This is a genomic window from Pseudogulbenkiania sp. AW2-16, assembly GCF_056824575.1.
This window is the reverse complement of the sequence record NZ_CP157668.1, coordinates 860,039-886,385: the sequence shown is the minus strand read 5'-3', so window position 1 is coordinate 886,385 and position 26,347 is coordinate 860,039. Positions and strand designations below refer to the sequence as shown.

The 26,347-nt window shown below is 68.4% G+C and carries 28 protein-coding genes; 18 read left to right on the top strand and 10 right to left on the bottom strand.

Annotated features, from left to right (window positions below; all coding sequences use genetic code 11):
• Positions 1-22: 22 nt before the first annotated feature.
• From ABKF58_RS04340 to ABKF58_RS04330, 3 genes are all read left to right on the top strand, one after another.
• Positions 23-205, top strand: coding sequence for a hypothetical protein (locus ABKF58_RS04340; RefSeq protein WP_008954710.1), 183 nt, complete (start codon positions 23-25; stop codon positions 203-205).
• A 233-nt stretch (positions 206-438) separates the two neighbouring features.
• The gene (moaC, locus tag ABKF58_RS04335; protein ID WP_008954711.1) at positions 439-912 is read left to right on the top strand and encodes a cyclic pyranopterin monophosphate synthase MoaC; all 474 of its coding nucleotides are present in this window, start codon (positions 439-441) and stop codon (positions 910-912) included.
• A 1-nt stretch (position 913) separates the two neighbouring features.
• Complete coding sequence (locus tag ABKF58_RS04330) at positions 914-1,615, top strand: ParB-like protein (RefSeq protein ID WP_482583498.1); 702 nt, start codon at positions 914-916, stop codon at positions 1,613-1,615.
• A gap of 48 nt (positions 1,616-1,663) precedes the next feature.
• On the opposite strand, the gene ABKF58_RS04325 is transcribed toward ABKF58_RS04330, so the two are convergent.
• The 3 genes from ABKF58_RS04325 to ABKF58_RS04315 all read right to left on the bottom strand — a co-directional run bounded on the left by ABKF58_RS04325 (position 1,664) and on the right by ABKF58_RS04315 (position 3,917).
• On the bottom strand, positions 1,664-2,551 hold the full coding sequence (locus tag ABKF58_RS04325; protein WP_482583497.1) for a DMT family transporter: 888 nt from the start codon (positions 2,549-2,551) through the stop codon (positions 1,664-1,666).
• Between the two features lie 74 nt (positions 2,552-2,625).
• Positions 2,626-3,141 carry a CNP1-like family protein gene (locus ABKF58_RS04320; protein ID WP_482583496.1) on the bottom strand — a complete coding sequence of 172 codons (516 nt, stop codon included), beginning with the start codon at positions 3,139-3,141 and terminating at the stop codon, positions 2,626-2,628.
• Complete coding sequence (locus ABKF58_RS04315; RefSeq protein WP_482583495.1) at positions 3,138-3,917, bottom strand: NRDE family protein; 780 nt, start codon at positions 3,915-3,917, stop codon at positions 3,138-3,140. The genes ABKF58_RS04320 and ABKF58_RS04315 overlap by 4 nt, the downstream gene beginning before the upstream one ends.
• 127 nt (positions 3,918-4,044) lie before the next feature.
• Between ABKF58_RS04315 and ABKF58_RS04310 the strand changes: the two genes are divergently transcribed.
• From ABKF58_RS04310 to ABKF58_RS04285, 6 genes are all read left to right on the top strand, one after another.
• Positions 4,045-4,275, top strand: coding sequence for a sulfurtransferase TusA family protein (locus ABKF58_RS04310; RefSeq protein WP_482583494.1), 231 nt, complete (start codon positions 4,045-4,047; stop codon positions 4,273-4,275).
• 79 nt (positions 4,276-4,354) lie between these two features.
• On the top strand, positions 4,355-5,383 hold the full coding sequence (pyrC, locus tag ABKF58_RS04305; RefSeq protein WP_482583493.1) for a dihydroorotase: 1,029 nt from the start codon (positions 4,355-4,357) through the stop codon (positions 5,381-5,383).
• A 275-nt stretch (positions 5,384-5,658) separates the two neighbouring features.
• Positions 5,659-6,753 carry an efflux RND transporter periplasmic adaptor subunit gene (locus tag ABKF58_RS04300; RefSeq protein ID WP_041702778.1) on the top strand — a complete coding sequence of 365 codons (1,095 nt, stop codon included), beginning with the start codon at positions 5,659-5,661 and terminating at the stop codon, positions 6,751-6,753.
• Positions 6,754-6,758: 5 nt separating this feature from the next.
• A complete protein-coding gene (locus ABKF58_RS04295) occupies positions 6,759-9,791 on the top strand; it encodes an efflux RND transporter permease subunit (protein WP_482583492.1) in 3,033 nt (1,010 codons plus the stop codon).
• Between the two features lie 124 nt (positions 9,792-9,915).
• Positions 9,916-10,662 carry a substrate-binding periplasmic protein gene (locus tag ABKF58_RS04290; protein ID WP_482583491.1) on the top strand — a complete coding sequence of 249 codons (747 nt, stop codon included), beginning with the start codon at positions 9,916-9,918 and terminating at the stop codon, positions 10,660-10,662.
• Between the two features lie 193 nt (positions 10,663-10,855).
• On the top strand, positions 10,856-11,599 hold the full coding sequence (locus tag ABKF58_RS04285; RefSeq protein WP_482583490.1) for a M48 family metallopeptidase: 744 nt from the start codon (positions 10,856-10,858) through the stop codon (positions 11,597-11,599).
• 66 nt (positions 11,600-11,665) lie between these two features.
• Here ABKF58_RS04285 and ABKF58_RS04280 read toward each other — a convergent pair whose 3' ends face one another.
• Both ABKF58_RS04280 and ABKF58_RS04275 read right to left on the bottom strand, forming a co-directional pair.
• Positions 11,666-12,454 carry a tRNA threonylcarbamoyladenosine dehydratase gene (locus tag ABKF58_RS04280; protein WP_482583489.1) on the bottom strand — a complete coding sequence of 263 codons (789 nt, stop codon included), beginning with the start codon at positions 12,452-12,454 and terminating at the stop codon, positions 11,666-11,668.
• 264 nt (positions 12,455-12,718) lie between these two features.
• Positions 12,719-13,600 (bottom strand): LysR family transcriptional regulator, encoded by an 882-nt coding sequence (locus tag ABKF58_RS04275; RefSeq protein WP_482583488.1) that lies wholly within the window; start codon positions 13,598-13,600, stop codon positions 12,719-12,721.
• A gap of 96 nt (positions 13,601-13,696) precedes the next feature.
• On the opposite strand from ABKF58_RS04275, the gene ABKF58_RS04270 reads away from it, so the two are divergent.
• The 7 genes from ABKF58_RS04270 to ABKF58_RS04240 all read left to right on the top strand — a co-directional run bounded on the left by ABKF58_RS04270 (position 13,697) and on the right by ABKF58_RS04240 (position 20,451).
• Positions 13,697-14,629, top strand: a complete 933-nt coding sequence (locus ABKF58_RS04270) for a DMT family transporter (RefSeq protein ID WP_482583486.1) — start codon at positions 13,697-13,699, stop codon at positions 14,627-14,629.
• A complete protein-coding gene (locus tag ABKF58_RS04265) occupies positions 14,566-14,769 on the top strand; it encodes a 2-hydroxymuconate tautomerase family protein (RefSeq protein ID WP_014085639.1) in 204 nt (67 codons plus the stop codon). The genes ABKF58_RS04270 and ABKF58_RS04265 overlap by 64 nt, the downstream gene beginning before the upstream one ends.
• A 116-nt stretch (positions 14,770-14,885) precedes the next feature.
• Entirely contained in the window at positions 14,886-15,119 is a 234-nt protein-coding gene (locus ABKF58_RS04260) for a hypothetical protein (protein WP_008954724.1), read from the top strand.
• Between the two features lie 329 nt (positions 15,120-15,448).
• Positions 15,449-16,477, top strand: coding sequence for a low-specificity L-threonine aldolase (gene ltaE, locus ABKF58_RS04255; RefSeq protein WP_482583483.1), 1,029 nt, complete (start codon positions 15,449-15,451; stop codon positions 16,475-16,477).
• Positions 16,478-16,864: 387 nt separating this feature from the next.
• Positions 16,865-17,365 carry an alpha/beta hydrolase gene (locus tag ABKF58_RS04250; RefSeq protein ID WP_482583482.1) on the top strand — a complete coding sequence of 167 codons (501 nt, stop codon included), beginning with the start codon at positions 16,865-16,867 and terminating at the stop codon, positions 17,363-17,365.
• A gap of 66 nt (positions 17,366-17,431) precedes the next feature.
• A complete protein-coding gene (locus ABKF58_RS04245; protein WP_482583480.1) occupies positions 17,432-19,462 on the top strand; it encodes a prolyl oligopeptidase family serine peptidase in 2,031 nt (676 codons plus the stop codon).
• A gap of 173 nt (positions 19,463-19,635) precedes the next feature.
• Positions 19,636-20,451 carry a hypothetical protein gene (locus tag ABKF58_RS04240; protein WP_482583479.1) on the top strand — a complete coding sequence of 272 codons (816 nt, stop codon included), beginning with the start codon at positions 19,636-19,638 and terminating at the stop codon, positions 20,449-20,451.
• A gap of 69 nt (positions 20,452-20,520) precedes the next feature.
• Here the strand turns inward: ABKF58_RS04240 and ABKF58_RS04235 are convergent, their stop codons facing one another.
• From ABKF58_RS04235 to ABKF58_RS04225, 3 genes are all read right to left on the bottom strand, one after another.
• A complete protein-coding gene (locus ABKF58_RS04235; protein WP_482583478.1) occupies positions 20,521-21,048 on the bottom strand; it encodes a YfaZ family outer membrane protein in 528 nt (175 codons plus the stop codon).
• Between the two features lie 61 nt (positions 21,049-21,109).
• On the bottom strand, positions 21,110-21,253 hold the full coding sequence (locus tag ABKF58_RS04230) for a hypothetical protein (protein ID WP_482583476.1): 144 nt from the start codon (positions 21,251-21,253) through the stop codon (positions 21,110-21,112).
• Positions 21,250-21,738, bottom strand: coding sequence for a YceH family protein (locus ABKF58_RS04225; protein ID WP_482583475.1), 489 nt, complete (start codon positions 21,736-21,738; stop codon positions 21,250-21,252). Before ABKF58_RS04225 ends, ABKF58_RS04230 begins: the two co-directional genes overlap by 4 nt.
• Before the next feature lie 215 nt (positions 21,739-21,953).
• On the opposite strand from ABKF58_RS04225, the gene ABKF58_RS04220 reads away from it, so the two are divergent.
• Both ABKF58_RS04220 and ABKF58_RS04215 read left to right on the top strand, forming a co-directional pair.
• Positions 21,954-22,727, top strand: a complete 774-nt coding sequence (locus ABKF58_RS04220) for a TlyA family RNA methyltransferase (protein WP_482583474.1) — start codon at positions 21,954-21,956, stop codon at positions 22,725-22,727.
• Positions 22,728-22,808: 81 nt separating this feature from the next.
• Positions 22,809-23,123, top strand: coding sequence for a hypothetical protein (locus tag ABKF58_RS04215; protein ID WP_008954733.1), 315 nt, complete (start codon positions 22,809-22,811; stop codon positions 23,121-23,123).
• 63 nt (positions 23,124-23,186) lie between these two features.
• Here ABKF58_RS04215 and ABKF58_RS04210 read toward each other — a convergent pair whose 3' ends face one another.
• Positions 23,187-24,536, bottom strand: coding sequence for a glutamine synthetase family protein (locus tag ABKF58_RS04210; RefSeq protein WP_482583473.1), 1,350 nt, complete (start codon positions 24,534-24,536; stop codon positions 23,187-23,189).
• A 78-nt stretch (positions 24,537-24,614) separates the two neighbouring features.
• Positions 24,615-26,330, bottom strand: a complete 1,716-nt coding sequence (locus ABKF58_RS04205; RefSeq protein ID WP_014085647.1) for a tetratricopeptide repeat-containing response regulator — start codon at positions 26,328-26,330, stop codon at positions 24,615-24,617.
• Between the last annotated feature and the right edge of the window lie 17 nt (positions 26,331-26,347).

Sequence of the window (26,347 nt, the reverse complement as noted above, 5' to 3'; positions counted from 1 at the left end):
CCTTGCGGAGCGGGCGCGGCTGATGCTGTGGGTGCTGCGCTTGTGGCTGTACGGCGCCATCCTGGTGCTGGGCTGGGCATTGATCAGCTACGCGCTGACGCGCAACCGCGACTACCTGCACCGCGCCGGCCGGCTGATCCGCTGGTCCGGCCTGTTGGCGGGGGCGATTACCTTCTTCTGGCTGATTGCGCGTTTCTTGCGCTAGCGCCACACTCTCGGCTCTAAGAGCCTGTTTACGATCTCGCGAGCTGGAGCGAGACAAGGCAAAAACGGCTGAGGAGGCGGCCTTTCCACGTGGTAAATGAGCCTTCCGAAGACGTTTTTAACGCCGTATCGCCGACGCGCAGCAGATCGTAAACAGGTTCTAACCGGCTGCACCAAGTCTTCGGCCAACCTGGCCGCGCGCTGGCCAGCCCTTTCCATTCCCAGGAGACCCCCGTGTCCGAACTGACCCATTTCGACTCCCAGGGCCAGGCCCATATGGTGGACGTCGGCGCCAAGAGCGAGAGCCGCCGTCGTGCCGTGGCCGAGGGCGTGATTCGCATGCTGCCCGCCACCTTCGCGCTGATCCGCGACGGCGGCCACCAGAAGGGCGACGTGCTGGGTATCGCCCGCATCGCCGCCATCATGGCGTCCAAGCGCACCGCCGACCTGATTCCGCTGTGCCATCCCATCGCGCTGACCCGGGTCGGCACCGAATTCACCCTGCTCGACGCGGAGTCGGCGGTGCGCCTCGAGGTGACGGCCGAAACCGTCGGCCGCACCGGCGTCGAGATGGAGGCGCTGACCGCGGTCAACGTCGGCCTCCTGACCATTTACGACATGTGCAAGGCGGTGGACCGCGGCATGGAAATCACCGGCGTGCGCCTGCTGGAAAAAGAGGGCGGCAAGTCGGGTCACTGGAAGGCGTGAGATGCGGCTGAAGATTCTGTTGCTGTGGCTGGCGCTGCTGGTCGCCGCACCGCTGGCCGCGGCGGAAGACGCCTGTACCCCCGACACGCCGGTGGGCACGGTGTGCCAGCTGGCGATCGCCGCGCTGCACCCGACCCAGCCCGGCATCGGCCTGCTGCAGGTGGAGCAGGACCTGGCCCATCTCGGCAAGAAGCCGCTCGCCAAGCTGCACAAGTACATGCTCAAGAAGCGCATTCCGGTGGTGATCGGGCCGGATGCCGGCTATTACCTGGTGGACGGCCATCACCTGACGCGCGAGCTGTGGACGCTGGGCCAGCGTGAGGTGCCGGTGGTGATCGAGGGGCGGTTGGAGAACCCGGCGACGTTCTGGCCCGAGATGCAGGCGCATCACTGGGCCTGGCTGGCCGACCAGCAGGGGAGGCCGGTGCGCCCCGAGACGCTGCCGCGCCGCATCCAGGACCTGCCCGATTATCCCTACCGTTCGCTGGCGGGGTTTGCCCAGCGTGCCGGGCTGTTCGACAAGCGCGACGAGGTCTATTTCGTCGAGTTCGCCTGGGCGCGTTACCTCGGCGAGCGGCTGCACTGGGCGCCGGTGACGCGCGCCACGCTGGCGCAGCGCCTGCGCGAAGCCAGCCGGCTGGCGTGCCAGCCGGACGCCGCCGGCCTGCCGGGCTACCCCGGGCGGGCCTGTTCCCAGCCATGAGCAGGAGGCCTGCCGCCCGGCTGCCGTGGCAGGCGGGCGGGGGCCGCCTCAGTCGTGCAGTTCGGTCAGTTCGGTGCGCTTGGGGTCGGCCTCGCGGCTGACCAGCAGCACCGCGCCCAGGATCAGCAGCCCCCCCAGCGCCTGCGACAGCCCGATCGGCTCGCCCAGCAGCGCCCAGGCCAGCAGCAGGGTGACGACCGGCTCCACTGTGGAGACCAGCGAGGCGCGCGTCGCGCCGATTTTTTCCAGTCCGTTGAGAAACAAGGCCAACGCCGCCACGGTGCAGATCAGCGCCATCATCCCGATCGCCAGCCAGCCGCGCGCCGAGTGCGGCGGCCCCCAGCCCTGCCAGGTGCTCTGCAGCGCATAGCTGGCGGCGGCGGACAGGATCACCACGCAGGTCGCGGGGAGCGGGTGGGTGCCGACGGTGAAGCGGCTGCCGATCAGGATGTAGCATGAATAGATCAGCGCCGCCCCCAACCCCAGCACCAGCCCGAGCGGGCGTGCCGAGAATTCCAGGCCGATGGTTACCGCGAGGCCGGACAGCGCCAGCAGCAGGGCGATCAGGCGCAGGCGGGTGAGGCGCTCGCCCAGCAGCATCGACAGCAGCAGCACCAGCACCGGGTAGAGGTAGAGCAGCAGCGCCACGGTGCCGGCCGAGGCATGGTTGAGCGCGTTGAAGTAGCACGCCGACATGCCGGCGTAGCCCACCGCGCCCATCACGATCAGCGCCAGCAGCGGACGGCCGGTCGGCCAAGGCAGGCGTTGCAGCGCCACCCAGGGCAGCAGCACCAGGCCGGCGATGACGAAGCGCAGCAGCAGCAGGGTGGTGGTGGAGGTGCCGTCGGCGTAGGCGAAACGGGCCAGGATGGCCATGGTGCCGAAGGCGACGGCGGAAAGCAGGACCTGGATCAGGCCGATCAGCGAGGGAGGCATCGGGGCAGCATGGGGGAAACAACGATCCCGCCATGCTGCCGGTTTTTCAGCGTGCTGTCATGTGGCCGGCTGGCTCAGCGCCACGGCGCCTTGCGCATCAGCGCCACCGCGTCCTCGCCCGTTTTGGGCGCCCAGTTGTCCTGGCACAGGTTTTCGTGCAGGCGGCGGTGCAGCAGGTCGCCGTATTCGATGTTGCGCCATACCGGTTTCATCGATTCGATCCAGCGCTTGTTGATGGTGTCGCCGAAGGCGTAGCTGCGGAATTTCTTCTGCCGGCACTGCAGGCCTTCCGCGCTGAGGTTGACCGCGCCGGACGGGCTCACCACCTTGACCACGTAGCGCACCAGTTGTGTATCCGCCACGCTCACGCTCTTGGCGTCGACAAAGTACTGGTTCTGCAGCGTGTGGTGCACGAAGAAGCCGACCCAGTCGGTGTCGGCCGGGTAGGCGGGCAGGGTGTAGCTGCCTTCTTCCCACGGTTTCTCGTCGTCGAAGGCGTAGGTCGAATACTTGTGCTCGTAGTCGCCGGCATGAGCGCCGGCGGCAAGCGTGCCGGCGCCCAGCGCCAGCAACGTGATCAGTCGTTTCAAAGGGGTCTCCTGGGGGACTGGAGCGGGCGCAGGCTGTAGTGCCGGCGTCCGGCCTCGCGGCCGGCCATGCTCCAGGTCAATTCCGAAAAGTGTACATCGCCGCGCCCGGCCACGGTCAACAGCATGGAGCTGCGCGTGCCGTAGTCGCGGTCATTAATGAAGATCGGGGCGAGCCGCTTTTCCATGGCCAGCCCGACCCCGCTGTTGGGCAGCTGCTCCACCGGCGGCATATGGGCGTCGGCCAGCCAGCGGAAGGCCTCGGCCTCGGAGGGCGGGCGGGGCAGGCCGCGCAGGGCTTCGGCCAACCTTTGCGCCTTGGGCCAGGGCGTGTCCAGCGTGGCGTTGGACAGGGTGTGGATGCCGGGGGTGAGACGGGTGAGACGCGCACCGCGGCTGTGGAAGTGGTAGAGGTCGTCGAGTTGGCCGAACAGCAGGTTGAACGGGGCGTAGCGGCCGTGCTCGGCCTTGAGCCAGGCGGCGAACGCCAGCGCGCTGTCCTCGCCGGTGACGAAGCGTGCCACCAGTTCGCCGCGCGTGCGCTCGCCGCGGCGCGCCAGGCCCTCGCGGATATTGGTGATGGCGGCGAAGCGGCCGCGCTTGTCGAGCGCCAGCCAGCTGCCGCCCGCCTGCAGATCGCGTCCGCCCAGCGTGTCCGGATGTTCCGGCGCCCACCAGTCGAGCGGCGCCGACGGGCGCGCGTAGTATTCGTCACGGTTGGCGAGCAGCACCAGCGGGCCGAGGGCGGGGGTCTTGTAGGCGAAGGCGATCAGGCACATGGCGGGAATCCGTAGCGGCGGGCACGGTGCCGAAGCGCTGGGTCCGGCGGAACCAGGCTTGGGGCCGTGCCCAACACGGCGTAAAATAAGCGGATTATTGTAACGTGAATGGCGCGGAGAAGCCGCTATGCAGCCAGACAGACTGATCGACCTTTCCGGACTGAATTGTCCGCTCCCCATCCTGCGCTCGAAGAAAGCCCTGGCCGAGATGGACAGCGGCGCGGTGCTGGAAGTGATCGCCACCGATCCCGGGGCGCCCAAGGACTTCGAGGCGTTCTGTCGCCAGACCGGCAACGCGCTGCTGGCTTCGGAAACCACGGCGGAAGGCAAGTTCCGCATGGTGATCCGCCGCAAGTGAGCGCTGACGCCCCGTCGCTACCCTGACCCCCCGCGTCCGGCGCCAGAGAAGGCCGGACCCGACCGAGAAAGACCTGCCCGTGAAGCTGACCCTGACCCGCCCCGATGACTGGCACCTGCACGTACGCGACGACGTCGCGCTGGCGGCGGTGCTGCCCGATACCTGTCGCCAGATGGGCCGCGCCATCATCATGCCCAACCTCAAGCCGCCGGTGACCACGGTGGAGGCCGCCGCCGCCTACCGCGAGCGCGTGCTCGCCGCGCGTCCCGCCGGCAGCGCCTTCGAGCCGCTGATGACGCTGTACCTGACCGACAACACCTCGGCCGAGGAAGTGCGTAAGGCCAAGGCCAGCGGCTTCGTGCACGGCGTCAAGCTGTACCCGGCCGGCGCCACCACCAACTCCGACGCCGGCGTCACCAGCATCGACAAGGCCATGCCGGCGCTCGAGGCGATGGCCGAGATCGGCCTGCCGCTCTTGGTGCACGGCGAAGTCACCGACCCGGCGGTGGACGTGTTCGACCGCGAGGCGGTGTTCATCGAGCGCGTGTTCCAGCCGCTGCTGGCGCGCCTGCCGCAGCTGAAGGTGGTGTTCGAGCACATCACCACCAAGGATGCCGCCGAGTACGTCGCCGCCGCGCCGGCCAACGTCGCCGCCACCATCACCGCGCATCACCTGCTGATGAACCGCAACGCCCTCTTCGTTGGCGGCATCCGTCCGCATCACTACTGCCTGCCGGTACTGAAGCGCGAACTGCATCGCCAGGCGCTGGTGAAGGCCGCCACCTCGGGCAGCGCCAAGTTCTTCCTCGGCACCGACAGCGCGCCGCACGCCCGCCACACCAAGGAGAACAGCTGTGGCTGCGCCGGCATGTACACCGCCAACGCCGCCATCGAGCTCTACGCCGAGGCGTTCGAGGCCGCCGATGCGCTGGACCAGCTGGAGGGTTTCGCCAGCTTCCACGGACCGGCGTTCTACGGCCTGCCGCGCAACGCCGACACCATCACGCTGGTGAAGGAGAGCTGGACCGTGCCTGACAGCCTGCCTTACGGCGACCAGGAGCTGGTGCCGCTGCGTGCCGGCGAGAGCATCGCCTGGAAGCTGATCTAAGTTCTTTTCCCTCTTGATAACCCTTCTCGAGCGTAGCGAGGCTCCCTTGCAGGGCAAGGGCGGGGGGATTGGGAATGGATCGGGAGGCTGCGGAATCAACAACCTTAGTGGAGAGGCCCGGCTTTGCCGGGTCCTGTAAGAACGCATCAAAGCACTTTGCCAGCAGCCTGAAACCCGGACGTGTCCGGGTTTTTTTATGCCTGTCACGAGTGCAGCCGAAATGAACCATACTGTGCTTATCAATACCGGCAACTCACGCGGGGTGAGCATTCACGATGCGCGTTCGGGTTTATATGGCGCTGGCCTTGCTGCTGGCCGCTGCATGCGGCCGCGAGCCGGCGGGCAAGGCGGCAGGCGACGGCGACAAACCGGCGCTCAACATCAGCACGCTGACGGTGGTGCCGCGCGAGCTGGACGAGACGCTACGCGTGTATGCCGAAGTCGAGGCCGCGGTGGCGCCGGAGGTGGCGGCCGAGGTCAGCGGGCAGGTTACCGCGGTGCTGGTGGAGGAAGGGCAGGCGGTGACGGCGGGCCAGCCGCTGGCGCGGCTGGATGCCGCCAATCTCGTCGATGCCCGGCGCATGGCCAATGCCGAGGTCGAACGCCTGCAGGCGCTGGTGATGCAGCAGATGTCGCAGGTCAAGCGCGACAGCATGCTGGTCGAGCGCGGCTTCATCTCGCCCTCGGCGATGGAGTCGTCGTCGTCGGCGCTGGCGGCGCTGCAGCAGCAGCTGGCCGCGGCCGAGGCGGCGGCCGCGATCAAGGCGCGCGACGCCGGCAAGGCGGTGATCGTGGCGCCGCTCTCCGGGCAACTGGAGGCGCGCCTGGTCAACGTCGGCGATTTCGTCGGCGTCGGCAAGGTCTTGTTTCGCATCAACGCCAGCGGCGCGCGCCGCGTCCGGCTGGCGGTCGGCGGCGAGGCCGGCCAGCGCCTGCAGCCCGGGCAGGCGCTGCGCCTGAGCGATGGCACGCGCCAGCGCGAGGTCAGGCTGAGCGAGGTGCGCGCTGGCTTCGACGTCGCCAGCCGCGCCCGCGTCGCCTACGCGCCGTTGCCGGGCGACACCGCGTGGCGCGTCGGCGATGCCCTCGACGGCGAGCTGACGTTGGCCGAAAAAACCGCGCTGGCGGTACCGCTGCCGGCGCTGGTCGAGCGGCCCAAGGGGGTGGTGGTGTACGTGGTGCAGAAGGGGAAGGCGCGCGAACGGGCGGTCGCCACCGGGCTGCAAGCCGGCGACTGGGTCGAGATCGTCTCCGGCCTCAAAGCGGGGGAAACGGTGGCGGTGGACGGCGCCGGGTTCCTGAGCGACAAGGCCCGCGTCAAGCCGACGGGCACGGCTGACGCTCAGGCGCCAGCCTCGGGCGGAGGGTAAGCCAGGTGCGCCTGATCGAACTGTTCGTGCGGCGCCATGTGCTGGCCTTCGTGCTGTCGGCGGTGGTGGTGCTGTTCGGCGTGGTGGCCTACCAGCGCATCGGGGTGGACCGCTACCCGGCGATCGAGCAGCCGGTGCTGACCGTGAGCACCCGCCTGCCCGGCGCCTCGCCCGAGGTGATCGATCAGAGCGTGACCCAGGTCATCGAGGCCGCGGTCAACGGCATACCGGGTGTCGACATCCTGGATTCCACCTCCTACACCGGGCGTTCCTCGGTGACCGTCCTGTTTGATCTCGACAAGGACATCAACGTCGCCTTCGCCGAGGTGCAGAGCAAGATCGAGCAGGTGCGGCGCAGCCTGCCCGAACAGGCGGAATCGCCGGTGATCAGCAAGACCGACGACAACGCCTCGCCGATCCTGTTCCTAGCGCTGACCGGCGACCGCACCGAGCGCGAGCTCTACCTGTTCGCCAACAACGTGCTGAAGAAGCAGCTGGAAACCATCGACGGCGTCGGCGAGGTCGGCATCCGCGGGCGGGGCGAGCGGGTGATCCGGGTCGAGCTGGACCCGGTGCAACTGGCCGCCTACAAGCTGACCGCCAAGGAGGTGCAGACCGCCTTCGCGCGCGAGCACCGCCAGGAAGCCGGCGGCTACCTCACCGACGGCCCGCGCGAATACCTGGTCGACCTCGACCAGGAATTTCACAGCGTGTCGGCGCTCAAGGGGCTGGTGATCGGCTGGTACGGCCAGGCGCCGGTCAAGCTGGGCGACGTGGCGCGGGTGATCGACGGCGAGGCCGACGTGCGCGCCCTGAGCCGTTTCAACCATCAGCCCTGCGTCACCATCGGCATCGTGCGCATCCCCAACACCAATACCGTGGCCATCGTCGATGCGGTGCTGAAGCGGCTCGACACCCAGATCCGGCCGACGCTGCCGCCCGGGCTGCGGCTCGACATCGCCGGCAACTCGGCCGACTTCATCCGCGAGATGGTGCGCGCACTGCAGGAGCACCTGCTGGAAGGCACGCTGCTGGCGGCGCTGGTGGTGTGGGTGTTCCTGCGCAACTGGCGCGCCACGCTGATCGTGGCGCTGGCGATTCCGGTGTCGCTGCTGGGCGCCGTCGCGGTGATGTATTTCCTCGGCTATACCTTCAACGCCATTTCGCTGCTGGCGCTGCTGCTGCTGATCGGGGTGGTAGTGGACGACGCCATCGTGGTGCTGGAGGCGATCCACCGCCGCGAGGAAAACGGCGAGGACCCGGTGCCGGCGGCGATCCATGGCGCGCGCGAGGTGGTGTTCGCGGTGGTGGCCGCCACCCTGGCGCTGGTGGCGATCTTCCTGCCGGTGGTGTTCCTGTCGAGCACCGTCGGCCGCCTGTTCAACACCTTCGCCGTGGTGGTGTCGTGCGGGGTGCTGGTGTCGCTGCTGGTGGCGGTGACGCTGACGCCGATGCTGTGTTCGCGCTTTCTCAAGGCCCAGCCGCGCCACGGCCGGGTGTTCCGCGGTTTCGAGCAGGTGTTCGAGGGCCTGGAGCGGGTCTACAAGGTGATGCTGTCGTGGGCGCTGCATCACCCCTGGAGCGTGCTCGTCGCGGCCATGCTGCTGGTGGTGGCCGGGCTGACCTCGCTGAGCCAGCTCAAGGTCGAGTTCTATCCCAAGGAGGACGAGGGGCGCTTCCAGATGTCGGTGAAGGTCCCGGTCGGCGCGAGCCTGGCCTACAACGACGACCGCACCCGTCTGATCGAGAAAAAACTGGCCCAGATTCCCGAAGTGGACGCGGTGCTGGCGGTGGTCGGCGGCTTCAGCGGGCGCAACGCCTACGATACGCGCCTGGTGGTCAGGCTCAAGCCGCGCGCCGAACGGCGGCACAGCCAGGACGCGGTGATGAAGGAGGCGCGCAAGAAGGCGCGCAGCGTGCCGGGGGTCAAGGTCACCGCCTATCCCTACCCGCGTGCCGGGGAGAGCAGCGGCGGCCAGTTCAAGTTCAACGTGGTGGGGCCGAACCTGGACGAGGTCGGGCGGCTGGCGGACGACTTCGCCAACCACCTGGCGCGCTACCCGGCGCTCGGCAGCTTCGACCGCCGTGCCGAAAACCGCCTGCCGAAGCTGACGCTGGCGATACGGCACGAAGCGGCGGCGCGCGCCGGACTGTCCACGGCCGACCTGCTGGATGCGCTCAACCTGCTCACCAGCAGCGCCAAGATCGGCAATTTCTCCGACGGGGACGGCGAGCGCTACGAGGTGCGGCTGCAGGCCGCGGACTACGCCTTGAGCCGGCCGCAGGATCTGGAGGCGGTGTATCTGCGCAACGCCAGCGGCACGCTGGTGCCGCTCTCCAGCGTGGCGCAGGTGCAGCACCGTCTCGGCCCGACTCAGATCAGCCGCATGGGACAGATGTACTCGGTGGGGCTGGCCAGCTCGCCCGATCTGCCGCTGGCCGACGCCATGCAACTGGTGCGCCGCGAGGCGGCAACGTTCCTGCCGCCGGGCTACCGCATCGAGTTCCTCGACGAGGCGCGCGAGCTCGACCGCACCGGCGGCGAGCTGGTGTCGGTGTTTGTGCTGGCGTCGCTGATGCTCTACCTGATCCTCGCCGCCCAGTTCAACAGCTTCCGCCAGCCGGCCCTGATCATGTTGGCCGAACCGCTGGCGCTGGTGGGCGGCCTCTTGGCGCTGTGGCTGACGGGGCAGACCCTCAACGTCTACTCGGTGATCGGGCTGGTGCTGCTGATCGGGCTGGTGGCCAAGAACGGCATCCTGCTGGTGGACATCACCAACCAGTACCACGTGCAGGGACTGACCGTGGACGAGGCCCTGCGCGTGAGCTGCCCGATCCGGTTGCGCCCGGTGCTGATGACCACGCTCACCGTGATCCTGGCGATGCTGCCCGCCGCGCTCGGCCTCTCCGCGGGGGCGGAAACCAACGGGCCGCTGGCGGTGGCGGTGATCGGCGGGCTGCTCTTCTCCACGGTCCTGACGCTGTTGATCATTCCCTGCGGCTACCTGTTGCTGGAGCGGCACGGGCTGCGCCGCTGAGGCATGCCGGAGGGGAGCCCCGGCTTTTGTATGCCGGACGCCACGTATTGCAGTTTGAAATGTGAAGCGTTCCCAAACACTGGCATGATGGCGGTGTCCAGGGTGTGGCGGGGAAACGTCGGGCATGAAAGCGAGTTGGTGCGTTTGGGTACTGCTGTGCGGGCTGTTTGCCGGACCGGCCGCGACCGCGACCGAGCTACACGTCGCGGTCGGTCTGGCCAAGCCGCCGTATGTGGAAGAGGGCGGGCAGAGCGGGATGGAAGTGGAGGTCGTGCGCGCGGCCTTGCAACAGGCCGGTTTCAAGCCGGTGTTCGAGGTCTACCCGCAGGCGCGCGGGCTGATGCTGCTGCAAAGCGGCCGCGTCGACGCCATGCTGACGCTGGCGCCGGATACCCCGGTCGAGGCCTTTCGCTCGGCGCCGGTGTTGTATTACCGTAACCGCGCCATCGTACTCAAGTCATCCGGCATCCGGCTGGAGCACCTCGCCGACCTGGCGCGCTACAGCGTGGCGGGGTTTCAGAACGCCCGGCTGCTGCTGGGGCCGGAGTTCACCGCGGTGATGGCCCGCCACCCGCGCTACGTCGAGCTTGCCGATCAGCAGATCCAGAACCGCCTGCTCTACCTGCACCGGGTCGAGGTGGTGGTGGGCGATAGCCTGGTGTTTCATCAGAATAATCGTGCGCTGGGGACGCGTCTCGACACCTCGGCGGAGCTGGCCGAGTTTGATCTCTTCCCGCCGTCGCCGCGCTCGGTCGGCTTCCTGCGCGAGGAGCAGCGCGACGCCTTCGATCGTGCACTGAAGGCGCTGCAGCGCAGTGGCGAGGTGGCGCGCATCGTGGCGCGCTACCGCGCCGCCTACGGTTTCGATTAAACGGCGTTTAGCGTCGCCCGGCTGGGCGACATCAGCCTGTCCGGCGTGCGGCCCGCCTTCCCCCTCCTGCCGCTAGATGTTGCCTACGGCCATGCTGGCCGTGATCGCGCGCAATTTTATGACAAAGTCTTTACCTGGGATGGCCGCCAGCGTAGTATTCGCCTGCTTTTAAATGACAAATGGTTTTTTAGGAATGAAAAAACTCGCTCTGGCGGTGCTTGCCGCCACCGTCCTGTCGGCCCAGGCACAGGCCTTCGACCTCGGTTCCATGATCAGCGCCGGCACCGATTTGATGAAATCGGCCACCCTCAGCGACGCCGACGTGAAGATGCTGGCCAGCGAATCCAGCGTGGCGTTGGACAAGAAGAGCCAGGTGGCGTCGGCCTCCAGCCCTTACGCCAAGCGCCTGGTCAAGATGGTCAAGGGGCTGGACAGCGAGGACGGCACCAAGCTCAATTTCAAGGTCTATCTGACCAAGGACGTCAACGCCTTCGCCATGGCCGACGGCACCGTCCGCGTCTACAGCGGGTTGATGGACAAGATGAGCGACGACGAAGTGCGCTTCGTCATCGGTCATGAGATCGGTCACGTCAAGCTCGGCCACACCAAGAAGGCGATGCAGCTGGCCTACGCCTCCTCGGCGGCACGCAAGGCGGCGGCCGGCAGCGGCAACGCGGTGGCGGCCGAACTGTCCTCCTCCGAGTTGGGCGCGTTTGCCGAAGCCGTGGCCAATGCCCAGTTCTCGCAGTCGCAGGAAAGCGATGCCGACGGCTACGCCATCGGCTTCCTCAAGCGCCACAACTACAATGTGCAAGGCGGCCCGGCCGCGTTGCGCAAGCTGGCCGAGCTGTACGGCAACGACAGCAGCCTGCTGTCCAGCCATCCGGCGCCGGGCGACCGTGCGGCGAAACTGGAGAAGCAGCTGCAGGGCCTGTGAGTCGGGTTCTGTCACCAGAAAAACGCCCTGCGGTGCAGGGCGTTTTTCATGGTTGGCCGAAGCGGTTCAGGCTTGGCGGCGTGCGGGCTTGGCCAGCGCCTTCAGCGCGTGGGCGGCGGCGGCGAGGCCGAAGCTGGCGGTCACCGCCATGCTGGCGCCGAAGCCGGCGCACGACAGCCCCTGCGGGCCGCGCTCGCCGACGTCGCAACTGGGCGCGTCGGGGTAGACCAGCTGTTCGGTGGAGAACACGCAGGGCACGTGCAGCTTCTTGCCCGGCTCGCGCGCGAAGCCGTGGTGGCGGCGCAGGTTGTAGCGCAGCTTGGCGAGCAGCGGGTCGTAGGTGACCTCGCCCAGGTCGGCGACGCGGATCTGCGTCGGGTCCATCTGGCCGCCGGCGCCGCCGGAGACGATGAAGGGCTGGCGCCGTTTGACGCACCAGGCCGCCATGGCGGTCTTCACGCGCAGGTTGTCGATGGCGTCGATGACGAAGTCGTAGCCCCGTCCCAGCATGTCTTCCAGATTGCCTTCCTCGACGAACTCCTCGATCTCGACGACCTCGCAGGCCGGGTTGATGGCGCGCACCCGTTCCGCCAGCACGCTGACCTTGGCGCGGCCGTAGTGCGGGTCGAGCGCCGGCAGCTGACGGTTGGTGTTGGATTCGGCGACGTTGTCGAGGTCGATCAGGGTGAGCTTGCCGACGGCGCTTCTGGCCAGCGCCTCGACGGCCCACGAGCCGACGCCGCCGACGCCGATCACGCAGACGTGGGCGTGGCGGAAGCGTTCCAGCGCCGCCGCGCCATAGAGGCGGGCGATGCCGCCAAAGCGGCGGTCGAGATCGGCATCGGACGGGTTCATCAACATCTCCGGCAAGGCGTCAAAGCGGCGAAGGATACTGCATGTGGAGTTGGTGGGCCAGCAGCTGGAGCCTGGTTCATTAGGCGGCTGCGCCTTTACATCTTGAGTGCCGGCAGACTGCGTGCGCATCTCTGATGCGCCCAGCGATGCGGAATCCTCATGTGCTCCATGTACATTCCGGTTCCTGTGCGCTGGCGGCACTCAACCGGTCTTGGCTCGCTCGCCTACGGAACCAGGCTCTTGGCGTGGCGCTGCTCCGACAGCTCAGGACGGTGCATCGGCGTCTTCGAGCAGGTAGTCGGCGAAGCGCATGATCACCGCACGCGGCTGGCTGCGTTTCCACACCAACAGCGTGGGTGCGCGTGCTGTTCCGGGAGGGAGGCGGTGGCGTGCCAGCGCGGCCCGGCCGGCGTACTGGTCGAGCAGTTTTTCCGGCACCAGCGCCACGCCCATGCCGGCGGCGGCGCAGCCGAGCATGGCGTGGTAGGAAGAGAGCTCGACTTGGCGCTGCGGCAGGCGGCCGGCGCTGGCGAACCAGTTTTCCAGGCGCTGGCGATAGCCGCAGCCGGGCTGGAACGCCAGTAGCGTGTCGTGGGCGACGTCGCGGGCGTCGCGCACCGGCGGGTGGTCGAGCGCCGTCACCAGCACCAGCTCCTCCACGCCGATGAGGCGGCTGTCCAGCCGCGTATCCAGCCCGCCGCCCACCGGTTCGGCCACCAGCGCCGCGTCCACCTCGCCACGCAGCACGCGCTGGCACATCGGCAGCGAGGGGCCGGTGGAGAGTTCCAGCTCGACCTCGGGGTAGTCGCGGTGGAAGCGGCTGAGCGGCAGCGGCAGCCGGGTGGCGGCGGTGTTTTCCATCGAGCCCAGGCGGAAGCGGCCGCCCAGGCGTTGTCCGGCCAGGTCGTCGCGCGCGGCGGCGGCCAGTCCGAGCAGCTGGCGGGCGTAGCCCAGCAGGCGTTCGCCGTCGGCGGTGAGCACCAGCTGGCGCCCCTCGCGCTCGAACAGGTCGACACCCAGGTCCTGTTCCAGCTTGCGGATGCGGGTGGTGATGTTGGACTGCACGCGGTGCAGCCGCTCGGCGGCGCGGGTGACGCCGCCGGCTTCCACCACGGTGCAGAACACGGTGAGGTCGGAAAGATCCATCTCGATACGAGAACGGTTAAGAAGTAATTATTCATTTTACCGCATGGCCGCCGTCGCGCTACCTTGTCGTGCATGAACAGGGTGCAGGAGGGGGAGATGCGTCGCGGAATGCTGTTTGCCATGTTGGCCGTGCTGATCTGGAGCGGCTTCATCGTGGTGTCGCGGCTGGGCGGCCGGAGCGCGCTGACGCCGTACGACATGGTGGCGCTGCGCTTCGGCGTCGGCGCCGTGCTGCTGCTGCCGCTGTGGGCGTGGCGCCGCACCCGGCTGCTGGACGGGCGGCTGCTGCGTCTCGGGCTGATCGGCGCGCTGGGCTACGCGCTGCTGGCGTACTGGGGCTTCCGGCTGTCGTCGGCGCTGCACGCGGCGGTGTTGTTGCCGGGCCTGCTGCCGTTCCTGGTGCCGCTGTGGCTATGGCGGCTGCAGGGCGAACTGCCGGAGCGGGCCAAGCTGGTCGGGCTCGGCCTGATTGCCGCCGGCGTCGGCTGCGTGGCGGTGGAGAACTTCGCCGGCGCGGCGAGCGGCTGGGGCGATCTGCTCCTGGTCGGTTCGGCGCTGTGCTGGGCCTGGTACAGCGTGACGGTGCGGCGCTACGCCATCCACCCGATCGACGCCACCATCGGCAGCGCGCTGTGGGCGGCGCTGTGCTTCATGCCGGTCTATTGGCTGGCGCTGCCGTCCGGCCTCGCCATCGCCCCGTTCGGGGCCATCCTGCTGCAGGCGTTCTACCAGGGCGCGCTAGCGGTGGTGGTAACCATGCTGCTCTACCTGTACGCTGTCGAGCACATTGGCGCGGCGCGCATGGGGGCGATGATGGCGCTGGTGCCGGCCTTGTCCGGCGTGCTGGCGCTGTGGCTGCTGGCGGAACCGTTGTCGGGCTGGCTGCTGGCCGGACTGGTGCTGAGCAGCGCCGGCGCCTGGCTGGCGGTCCGTCCCCCGTCGTTTTTATCCACAAGGAGCTTTGCATGCCTTACGTCAACATCAAGATTACCCGCGAGGGAGCCACGGCCGAGCAGAAGGCCGAACTGATCCGCGGCGCCACCCAGCTGCTGGTCGACGTGCTGGGCAAGAACCCGGCCACCACGGTGGTGGTGATCGACGAGGTCGACACCGACAACTGGGGCATCGGCGGCGAGACGGTGACGCAGCGGCGCGCGGCCGGGCAGTAGGGATTGCGGCTGGCGCTCGCCGGCTCGGCTGCTATCCTTCTAGGTGAGCCTGTCAAGAACGGCACCGACGTTCCGCTGGCGGCTCGTCCCTCCGTTCCCAACGTGGAGACAGACCCATGAAGCAGCAGCCGAGTTTCGACATCGACCTCGACAAACACTACAACCCCACCGTGGTCATCGCCTGCACCCAGTGTGGCCATGAAACGCGCCAGCATCTCGATACCCTGGCTCCGGACCAGGCCGCCGCCTTGCGTTGCGACTGTGGTGCCGACATTTCGCTGGACAGCACCGCGCTGGACAAGGCGCACCGCCTGGCGGCCGACATCAAGCAATCCTACCGTATCCATTAGAAGGACCCGACAAGCACTCGCAGCGAGAACCTTCCGGTTCTGACAGCCGGCATGCGATGCTGGCACAATCAGGCAAGAGCCTGACTGAGAATTCGTTTCGACGGCGGCCACGAGTCGCCGTCGGTCATTTCACGAGCCGATTCCAGTAGCGAGCGAGCCCCTGCAGGAGGCGCGCCGTCGACGCTGTTAGGATGGGGGCGCAACGCGCAACCCGTCGCTCGATGGCGATGGGTGCCGGCACCGATGGAGCAAGGGTGCCTTCACCCATCCTGTGCGCCCTCACGATGCGAGGGGCGGCCGTCTCATGGCATCGGCTCAGAGGGGATACCATGCAGTGGATTGATGTACGCAGCGACACCGTGACCCAGCCGACGCCGACGATGCGCCAGGCGATGTTCGACGCCGTGGTGGGCGACGACGTCTACGGCGACGACCCGACGGTGCAGGAACTGGAACGAGTGGCCGCCGAACGTCTCGGCAAGGAGGCGGCGCTGTTCGTGCCCAGCGGCAACTTCGGCAACCAGCTCGCGCTATTGACGCACTGTCGGCGCGGCGACGAGGTGATCCTGGGTGACGACTGCCACATCGTCTGGCACGAGACCGGCGGTGCGGCGGTGATCGCCGGGGTGCAGTTGCGCACCATCGCCAGCCCGGACGGGGTGCTCAGCGCCGCCGAGGTGGCGAAGCGCATCCGTATCGGCGACGACATCCACCATCCGCACACCGGGCTGATCTGCCTGGAGAACGCCCACAGCAACGGCCGGGTGATTCCGCTCGCGGCGATGCAGGCGGTGGCCGAAGTGGCCGCTGCGCACGGCGTGCCGGTGCACCTGGACGGCGCGCGCGTGTTCAACGCGGCGACCTATCTCCAATGCGACGTGCGCGACATCACGCGCCACGCCGACACCGTGATGGTGTGCCTGTCCAAGGGGCTGGCGGCCCCGGTGGGCTCGATCCTGGCCGGTCCCGCCGGGTTCATCGCCCGTGCACGGAAGAACCGCAAGCTGATGGGCGGCGGCTGGCGCCAGGCTGGTGTGCTGGCGGCGCCGGGGCTGATCGCGCTCACCGAGATGAGCCAGAGGTTGGCCGAAGACCACGCCAATGCGCGCTACCTGGCCGAACGGCTGGCAACGCTGCCGGGGGTGACGGTCGACCTCGCCAGCGTCGAGATCAACATGGTGTGGTTCCGTCTCGCCGACTCGGTCGACGTGGCGCGCCTGATGGCGACGCTGGCCGAGGCCGGCATCAAGGCCAACCCGCCCGAGGCCGGCATGATGCGCATCGTGACGCACTGGCAGGTCGGCCGCGCCGAGGTCGAGCGCGTGTTGGCGGCGCTGCAGCAGGCCCTGGTGGGCTGAGTGGTCCGCCGCTCCTCGCCGGCCGGGAGGCGCTGGCGAGGAGCCAGCGCCGCTATACATCCTCGGCAAGGCCGCTTTGCCGCCTGCCCGAACCTTTTCCGGAGTGTGCCATGCGCCCTGTTGTTGTCGGTCTTGTCCTGATGGCGAGCGTCTCGCTGGCCGCTGCGGCCGAGACCTTGGAAAGCGTTTCGCCCCGTGACGGGGTCGCCCAGCGTTTCCTGCTGCTCAAGCCGGAAGGGCCGCCGCTGGCCAGCCTGATTCTGTTCACCGGGGGCGATGGCAATCTCAAACTGTCCGACGATGGCCGGCTCGGCAGCGGCGCCGGCAACTTCCTGGTGCGCACCCGTGCCCGCTGGGTGGCGCAGGGCTTCACGGTGGCGGTGGTGGATGCCCCGTCCGATCATGCCGCAGAGGGCACTGGCAGGGGATTTCCGCGGCACGCCGGCGCACGCCCAGGATATGGCCGCCGTGATCGACTTCCTGCGTCGGCAGGCCGACGTGCCGGTCTGGCTGGTCGGCACCAGTCGCGGCACCACCTCGGCCGCCTCGGTCGCGATCAAGCAACGGGACAAGGTGGACGGCCTGGTACTGACCTCCAGCATCGACCATGGCCGCGGCAATCTGGCGGATTTCAATTTGCAGCGGCTGACCCAGCCGGTCTTGCTGGTCCAGCACCAGCGCGACGAGTGCCAGGAAAGCCGGCTGGACAACCTGCAGCCGGTGGTGGACAAGCTGACGGCGGCCCAGGCCAAGGAACTGATCGTGGTGGACGGCGGCAATAACCGTGGCGACCCATGCCAGCCCTGGGCCTGGCACGGTTACAACGGCATCGAGGACCAGGTGGTGTCCCGGGCCAGCGCCTGGATCAAGGGGCATCTGGCCCGGTAGCGGCATTTGGCGGCAAGGGCGCGGGGTGCTACCCTCGGCCCCATTGCAACCTTCGGCCAACCCGACATGCCTGACCACGACCCCCACCGCTGGCTGGAAAGCCTCGACAGCCCCGACGTCACCCGCTGGGTGGAGGCGCAGAACGAACGCACCCGTGCCCAGCTCGACGCCGACCCGCGCTTTGTCCCGCTCGCCGCCGACATCCTCGCCACCCTGCGCGACACGCGCCAGATTCCGTTCTTCGCCGAGCACGCCGGCTGGCTCTACAACTTCCACCAGGACGAAGCCCACCCGCGCGGCGTCTACCGCCGCACCACGCTGGCCGCCTACCGTGCCAACGCGCAGGACTGGCACACCGTGCTCGACCTCGACGCGCTGGCCGCGGCGGAGGAAGTCGACTGGTACCTCGACGGCGTGTCGCACTACACGCTGCAACCGACGCGCGTGCTGCTGAGCCTGACCCCGGGCGGCTCCGACGCCACCGTGACGCGCGAGTACGACCTCGAGGCGCAGGCCTTCGTCGCCGGCGGCTTCGCCTTCCCCTACGGCAAGAACCACATCGCCTGGCGCGACCTCGACAGCGTGTTCGTCTGCCCGGCCTGGGAAGACGAGCAGCTGAGCCGTGCCGGCTACCCGCGCGAGGTGTGGCTGCTCGAGCGCGGCCAGGGCTGGGACGCCGCCGTGCCGCTGCTCAAGCTGCCCGAAGACGCCATGATGGCGGCCGCCTGGCGCTTCCTCGACGCGGATGCGACGCCGTTCGACATCGTCGAGGCTTCCGACTCGTTCTACAGCAAGACCTACTACCATGTCGCCGCCGACCGCGCGCTGACCGCCTTGCCCTTGCCGCCGAAGAGCGAGATCGAGGCCTACAGCCACGGCGACCTGATCGTCAAGCTGGCCGACGACTGGAACGTGCACGGTCAGCAGTACGCCGCCGGCAGCCTGCTGGCGGTGGCCTGCGACGCGGCGACCGGGCAAGTGGGGCACATCGCCGCGCTGTTCGAGCCGGGCGAGCGCCAGTCGGTGGAAATGGTCGAGGCCACGCTGAACCTGCTCGCCGTCATCGTGCTCGACAACGTCAAGAGCCGGCTCGTCACGCTGCGCCGCGCCGGCGGCGAGTGGCGGCAATGCGCCAACCCGCTGCCGCAGGACGGCGTGATCGAGTTCGCCGACCAGCCGTGGCAGAGCGACGTGCTCTACTACAGCTACAGCGACTTCCTCACCCCGGCCGGGCTGTACCGCATCGACCTCGGCCGCGATACGGCACCCGAGGTGCTGCGCCAGCAGCCGGCAGCGTTCGACACCAGCGCCTTCATCGCCGAGCAGTGGCACGCCGCCGCGCCCGACGGCACCGCCATTCCCTACTTCGTTGTGCGGCCGCGCGAGCTGCCGTTCGACGGCCAGGCGCCGACGCTGCTGTACGGCTACGGCGGCTTCGAAGTGCCGATGATGCCGTACTACATGGACAACTTCGGCCCGCAGTGGCTGGAGAAGGGCGGCGTGTTCGCGGTGGCCAACATCCGCGGCGGCGGCGAGTTCGGCCCGGCCTGGCACCGGGCGGCGCAGGGCGTGAAGCGCGCGGTCAGCTTCGACGACTTCGCCGCGGTGGCGGAAGACCTGATCGCGCGCGGCGTCACCTGCCCGCGCCGGCTCGGCATCGAGGGCGGCAGCAACGGCGGTCTGCTGGTCGGCGCCTGCATGGTGCGCCGTCCCGAGCTGTTCCACGCCGTGGTGTGCGAGGTGCCGCTGCTCGACATGCTGCGCTACACCGAGCTGTTGGCCGGCGCCAGCTGGATCGACGAGTACGGCGATCCGGAAGATCCGGAAACGCGCGCGCAGCTCGCCGCCTACTCGCCCTACCATCAGGTGAGCCCCGAGGCGCGCTACCCGCTGGCGCTGTTCACCACCAGCGCCAAGGACGACCGCGTGCACCCGGCGCACGCGCGCAAGATGGTGGCCGGGTTGGCCGAACACGGCCACGACGCGCTGTTCATCGAGACCGACGCCGGCGGCCACGGCGGCAACACCGGCCAGCAGCAGACCGCGGCCGAACTGGCGCGCGTGCTGGTGTACCTGTACCGCCAGCTGATGGATTGAGGAAAGGTCCCGGGCGGCACCGGACCGCGCGGCAGCGGAGGAGACCGAACACCCCGGCGGCGGCCGGGGTGTTGTTTTTTGCGGTGCATCACGGGGAAAGATGTATGCATAATGGATTTAACGTTATCCAAAAGGCATAATCGTTGGTTTTGACACAACCTCATCATCACGCCATGTCCACATCGCTTCGTCCCCTGTTGGCCGTTCTCGCCCTGGCTCCGGCCAGCAGTGCCTTCGCCGCCCCGCAGCCGGAATTCACCCTCGGTACCGAGCTCTACCACGAGAAGTACGAGGAGGAGATCGGCGGCGCCAAATTCATGCAGGAAGAAGCCTGGATGGCCGGCCTCAACGGTTCGGCCCGCTTCTTCCTGGCCGACAATCACGCCGTCAAGTTCAAGGGCCGCTACGCCCAGGGTGAATCCGACTATACCGGCGGCTATAACGGCGGTCCGGGCTACGGTTCGCTGCGTATCGACGGGCTCGATCGTTCCGTCTACGAACTGCACGGCGCCTACGAATACACCTCGCCGTGGGAAGACCACCCGGTGATCTCGTCGCTCGGCCTAGGCTACCGCAACCTGACCGACCGTCTGGACCAGGGCGGATCTGGCGGCTACAAGCGCGTATCGGAGTACTGGTACGCCACCCTGGCGTTCGAGTCGTCGTTCTTCCTCGGCACCTCCTACTGGCAGGCGACGCCGCGCGTGGCCTACAACTACCTGCTGCAGGGCAAGCAGCATAGCTACCTGTCGAGCGGAGAGCTGCAGAACGATCAGAACAAGGGGCACGGTTTCGAGCTGGCGATGAGCTTCAGCCGCCCGATCAATCTCGGCGCGCGCAGCACCCTGTCGGTGACGCCGTTCTTCCGTTACTGGGACATCAAGAAGAGCGAGAGCATCTATACCCTGAAGGGCGGCCTGATCTACGAGAACTACGAGCCGAACAACACCACCAAGGAATTCGGCCTGAATCTGTCGCTGGGTTTCTGAGACCACGGACGGACAGCAAAACGCCCCGGCAAGCCGGGGCGTTTTTCATGCTGACGGGGTGGTCTGCGCTCAGAACTGCAGCCCGACGCCGAGGTAGGGGCCGTCGGCCAGCTTGCGGTTGCGCTGCGAGTCTTCGCGCTTGACGTCGAAGTAGCGGTAGCCGGTTTCCACGGTGAACAGCGGCACCGGGTTCCAGCGCAGGCCGGCGTTGACGTCGTTGACCTCGCGGATGCTGCCGCTGGAGGCGCCGGACGGGGCGAAATAGCCCTGGCCGAACAGGCTGAAGTTGGAACCGAGGTCGAGCGCGGCGCGGCCGCCGAGCGCCGCGGCGGAGCCGTAGCCGTCGGCGTCGACGTAGATCGCCTTGGCGCCGGCAGCGACGGTCAGCGGACCGGCCGGAACGGCGAATTCCAGGCCGACGCTGGCGCTGTCGTCGCCGTGCTTGTTGTTCAGGTAGTCGGCGGTGAAGCCGAGGCCGAGGCCGTTCGGGGTGCGCGACAGCGTCACGAAGTCGTCGCCGGCGCCGAGCGACAGGTTGCCGGCCTGTGCCAGCCCGCTGATGGCCACGAGGCCAAGGAGGAGGGTGGTCTTTTTCATGTGCTCTCCGAAAGGGAAGTTGCTGCGGGGAAGGGAGTAGACCACGCTCGCTCCCCCGGGTTCAACCGCCGAGCAAATCCAGCAGTTCGGACAGCCGCGTTTTCAGCGCCGCCACTTCGGCTTCCAGTGCCGCGACACGGCCGGTCAGGCCGACCTCGATCGGTGCTGCGGCCCCGGCCGGGACGAGTTCCGGCTCGCCGCTCAACAGGTGCGCCCAGCGCGCCTCGCGCTCGCCGGCTGGCGCTCCAGCTTGACCACCAGCGGCGGGTACTTGTCGGCCAGCGTCGCCAGCGCGGTGTCGACTTCGTCGACGCCGGAGAAGGCGTAGATGCGGCCGGCCTTGCTGCGGATCTCGGCCGCGGTCTGCGGGCCGCGCAGCAGCAGCACGCACAGCGCCGCCACGCGGGCGCCGTCGATGTTCCAGGCGTAGGGCAGGCGGTGCTCGTACTTGGCGACGCGGCTGCCGGCCGGCAGCCGCTCCCCGACCAGCTTCTGCTCCATCAGGCTGGCCAGCGCCTGGCTCAATTCGGCCTCGGACAACTGCATCACCGGTTCGCGGCTGGTCAGCTGGTTGCAGGCGGTCAACAGTCCGTTGAGCGTCATCGGGTAGGCGTCCGGGGTGAGCGCCTGCTTTTCGATCAGCGCGCCCAGCACGCGCACTTCTGCCGGCTCGAGTTGGTGAGTGTCCATGGCGGTGCTCCCTTGTTGTCGTTTATGCCAAGGATGATCGCACCAAGCTGTCTCTCAGCCAACCCTCAGCGCGGGCGAACGGAAGGCGATTTGTTTGAGCGGGCGCAAGGAAGCGCAACGTCGCAGGGAGCAACATCGGTCGGAATCCGGCGGCTTGACAGCAGGCGGCAGCGACGCCACCCTGTGCTCTTTTTTTCAGCGTCCATAAGCACATCATGATTCGAGCCGACCTTCTCCTGGTGGAACAGGGCCTTGCCGCCTCGCGCACCGCTGCCCAGAACCTGATCGCGGCCGGGCGGGTGAGCGTCGACGACGACGGACGCTGCGTCGTCGTTGCCAAGCCGAGCCTGAAGCTCGCGCCCACGGCGCGCCTGCTGGTGACGCCGGACGAGGCCGACCGTTTCGTCTCGCGCGGCGGGCTCAAGATGCAGGGTGCGCTGGCGACGGCCGGGCTCGACGTGAGCGGCATGAGCGCGCTCGACGTCGGCCAGTCCACCGGCGGCTTCACCGACTGCCTGTTGCAGTCCGGGGCGAGCCGTGTGGTGGGGGTGGACGTGGGGCACGGCCAGCTCGCCGCCGGGTTGGCCGAAGACCCGCGCGTCACCTTCTTCGAGGGCATCAACGCCCGCGCGCTGGACCACGCCGCGCTGTTGGCGGCCAACCAGGGGGTGCCGTTCGAGCTGATGGTGTGCGACGTGTCGTTCATCTCGCTGACCCTGGTGCTGCCCTCGGCGCTGCCCCTGATAGCCCCCGGCGGCTACCTGCTGTCGCTGGTCAAGCCGCAGTTCGAAGTGGGGCGCTCCGGCATCGGCCGCGGCGGCATCGTCAAGGACGAAGGGTTGTACGACGGGGTTCGCCAGACCATCACCACGCTGGTCGAGCAGCTCGGCTTCGAAGTGCTGAAGTGGTTCGACAGCCCGATCAAGGGCGGCGACGGCAACCGCGAGTTCTTCATCTTCGCGCGCCGGCCGCTCCACCCCGTGCGCTGAGCCTCGTGGCGGCGCTGATTCGCGCCCGATTTAAGCTTATGGCATAATAGCAAACGATTGTTCGAAAGGAGACGCCGACTGATGGCCGAATTTCTGTCGATTATGGCGGTCGTGATGCTGGCCCTGGTCGCCTGGGTGGTCCGTTCCCGCCGTCCGCCGGCGCGGCGCGTGCCGGCCGATGAGCCGTCTTACGCGCGCCACACCCAGACCCGCGCCATCGATGTGCCGTCGCAGATGACCGGGCGCGACTACGGCATCCTGCTGCGTGCCGCGCACGGCGACCGCAGCCGCCTGGAAACCTGGGTGTTGGCCGAGCAGCAGCGCGCCACGCCGCCGCTCAGCCGCGACGAGGCGATGGAGCGCCTGGCCGAAAGGCTGCGCCTGTCGCGCAGTTGAGCCCGTTACGCGAAAACCAAACAGCCCCGGCGTGCCGGGGCTGTTTTGCTGGGGGGCGCCGCTTCAGGCCAAGAGCCCGAGGTGGCGCCGCTCCCACGGCGTGATCTGGTGCTGGAAGTCGAGCAGTTCCAGCTCCTTCACCGCCAGGTAGGCCTGCACGAACTCGCTGCCGAACAGCCGCTCCGCGCAGGGCGAGGCGCGCATGGCGGCGAGCGCGGCGTCCAGCGTGGCAGGCAGGCTGGTGTCGCCCTGCCGGAACACGTTGCCGCTCACCGGCGGATCCGGCGTCAGGTGCTCGGCGATGCCCGCCAGCCCGGCGCCCAGGCTCGCCGCCAGCGCCAGGTAAGGGTTGGCGTCGGCGCCGGGCAGGCGGTTCTCGACCCGGCGTGCCTCCGTGCCGCAGCGTGGCACGCGCAGCCCGACCGAGCGGTTGTCCTCGCCCCAGGCCAGGTTGACCGGCGCCGCCGGGCCCTTGACGAAACGGCGGTAGGAGTTGGGGTTGGGGCAGAACAGCGGCAGCAGCGCCGGCAGGTAACGCTGCAGGCCGGCGATGAAGTGCAGCAGCAGCGCGCTGTTGCCGCCGTCGGCCCGACCGAACAGGTTGTGGCCGTGCCTGTCGACCAGGCTCTGATGCAGATGCATCGAGCTGCCCGGCTCGCCCGCCAGCGGCTTGGCCATGCACACCGCCGACAGGCCGTGGCGGTGCGCGGTTTCCTTCAGCAGGTACTTGAACAAGAACATCTGGTCGGCCAGGCGCAGCGCGTCGCCGTGGCGCAGGTTGATCTCGAACTGGCTCGGTCCCATCTCGTGCAGGAAGGTGTCGCTGGCGATGCCGAGCCGCTCGCAGCCGCGGTAGACCTCGTCGAAGAACGGCGCGAGGTCGTTGCGTGCCGACAGGCTGAAGGCATCGCCGCCGGCCTCGCGCCGCCCGCCACGCAGCGCCGGCGACTGGAACGGGGCGGCGTCGCCGTCGTGCGCGGCGAACAGGTAGAACTCCAGCTCCGGCGCCACCACCGGGCTGAGGCTGCGCGCGGCGTAGTCGGCCAGCACGTGCTGCAGCGCGCTGCGCGGCGCCAGCGGCGACAAGCTGCCGCCGTGGTCGACGTTGTCGCAGATCACCACGGCGCGCGGGGTGTCGCTCCAGGGGGCGCGGCACAGCGTGGTCAGATCCGGGCGCAGCGCGACGTCCGGGTCCTGCTCGCCGTAGAAGCGGTAGTCGGGATAGGCGCCGGTGCAGGCCTGCACCGCCACGGCGCGGGGAATGCGGACTTCCTGGCCGTGGGCGAAGGCGAGGGCGGGGAGGGTCTTGCCGCGCGGGAAGCCGGTGAGGTCGGCGAACACCAGTTCGACCTCGCACACGCCTTCGGCGCGCAGCCATTCGGCCTGGGCGGCCGGCAGGGCGGTAGCGGACATGATTCGTCCCTTGTGGGGGCGGTGGCCGGGTTTCCGTCGCCACCGCGTCGCGCCGCTAGCGGGCGGCGCGCACCGGGGTCACAGCACCCACTGCGGCTTGCCGAGCTTCTCCACCAGGATGCGCCAGGCCTGCAGCAGTTTCTGGAACTTGTTGTTGGCCGGGGCCAGCTCGCGCACCTTCTTCAGCAGCTCGTGGGCGCGGCGCATGTGGCTTTCGTGCCAGCCGTTACGGTGCACATAGGCCAGCGTGGCGTTGACCAGGTTGAGCATCACCTGCAGGTTACCCGGCATGTCTTCGTGCGCCTTGGCGAAGCGTTCGATGGCCTGCTCGAACTGGCCGGCCTGGGCGGCGCGCACCGCCTCGTTGTTGAGTTCGATCACCGACTGCACGTTGCTGGCGATGAGCTGGTGGCCGGCGTCGCGGCGGCCGACGTCCTCGAACAGGTCGCCGATCTGTCCCAGCAGCGCCTCGTCGTCGTGGTGGTTGCGCACCAGCGCCTGCATCGCGGCGTCGCCGGCGTCCTGCCGCCCCTGGGCGTAGCAGGCGCGGGCGAACTCCATCTGCGCCTCGGGCGGCAGTCCGGCGCCGAGCGTGGCGAAGCGTTCCTGCGCCTCGCTCAGCAGCTGGGCGGCGCGCTGGCGGTTGCCGCTCTTCAGTTGCAGCTGGCTGTCGCAGACGTCCGCCATCCATTCGCCCACTTCGTTGTAGCGGTAGTCGCGGCGCAGGCTGGCGACGGTGCGCGCCGCCGCTCCGTTTTCGCCCTGTGCCATCTGGACGCGCGCCAGCATGGCGTAGTGGGTGGGGTGGCGGTGCCAGGTGTACTTGGCGATCTCCAGCGTCTCGCGGCTGGCGGCCTCGGCGGTGGCGAGGTCGTGGTTCTTCAGCGCCACTTCGGCCAGCTGTTTCTGGCGCCGGATCACCACCGGCGACAACCGGGTGGCGCTGGCCAGCATCTGCTGCGCCTTGTCCAGCTCGTGGTTGGTCTGGTGCAGCCGGGCGAGCCAGTCGTAGGCTTCCATCACCCGGTCGTTCTCGCGCAGCACCTCTTCGAACAGCAGGCGCGCTTCGTCGTAGGCCTTCTGCCCGGTCAGCGCCTTGGCCAGGCCGAGTTTGGCCCACGGCACGGTCTTGATGCGCAGCACGTCCATGTAGAGGGCGCGGGCGGTGTCGTAGTCGCCGATCTTGAGCGACAGCGAGCCCTTCAGCTTCATGAAGTCGAGCGCGAATTCGCTCCGCTCGCCGATCTTGCGGCTGCAGGCGTCGATGGCGGCGAGGTATTCGTGGCGCATCACCGCCTCGTCGACGATGCGGAACGCCTCGCGCCGGCGCATGGCGCGCTCCAGCCGCTGCGCCAGCACCTCGCCGGTGAAGGGCTTGAGCAGGTAGTCGTCGGGGGCCTGTTCGGCGGCCGAGATCACGCGCTGGGCGCGGCGCTCGCCGGTGACGATCATGAACACGCACGACTGCTTGATCAGGTTGCGTTCCTTGACCTCTTCGAACAGGTAGAGGCCGTCGTAGCCGTTGCCGAGGTCGTAATCGCACAGCACCACGTCGAACTCGTACTTGGCGAGCTTGGCCAGCGCGTCCCCCGCCTTGCTGGCGTACTCGACCTTCTCGGCGCCGAACGACGACAGCGTCATCGCCAGCGCGCGCTGCATTTCCGGCACGCTGTCGATGATCAGGAACAGCCGCTTGGCGTAGGGGTCGGCCATGGGCTGCTCGGCCGGACGCGCGCCCTTGTACGCCGAGGCGATGCTGTGAAACGAGGTGGACTGCGGCTTGAGATCGCTCATCGGGGTATCTTCCGGCA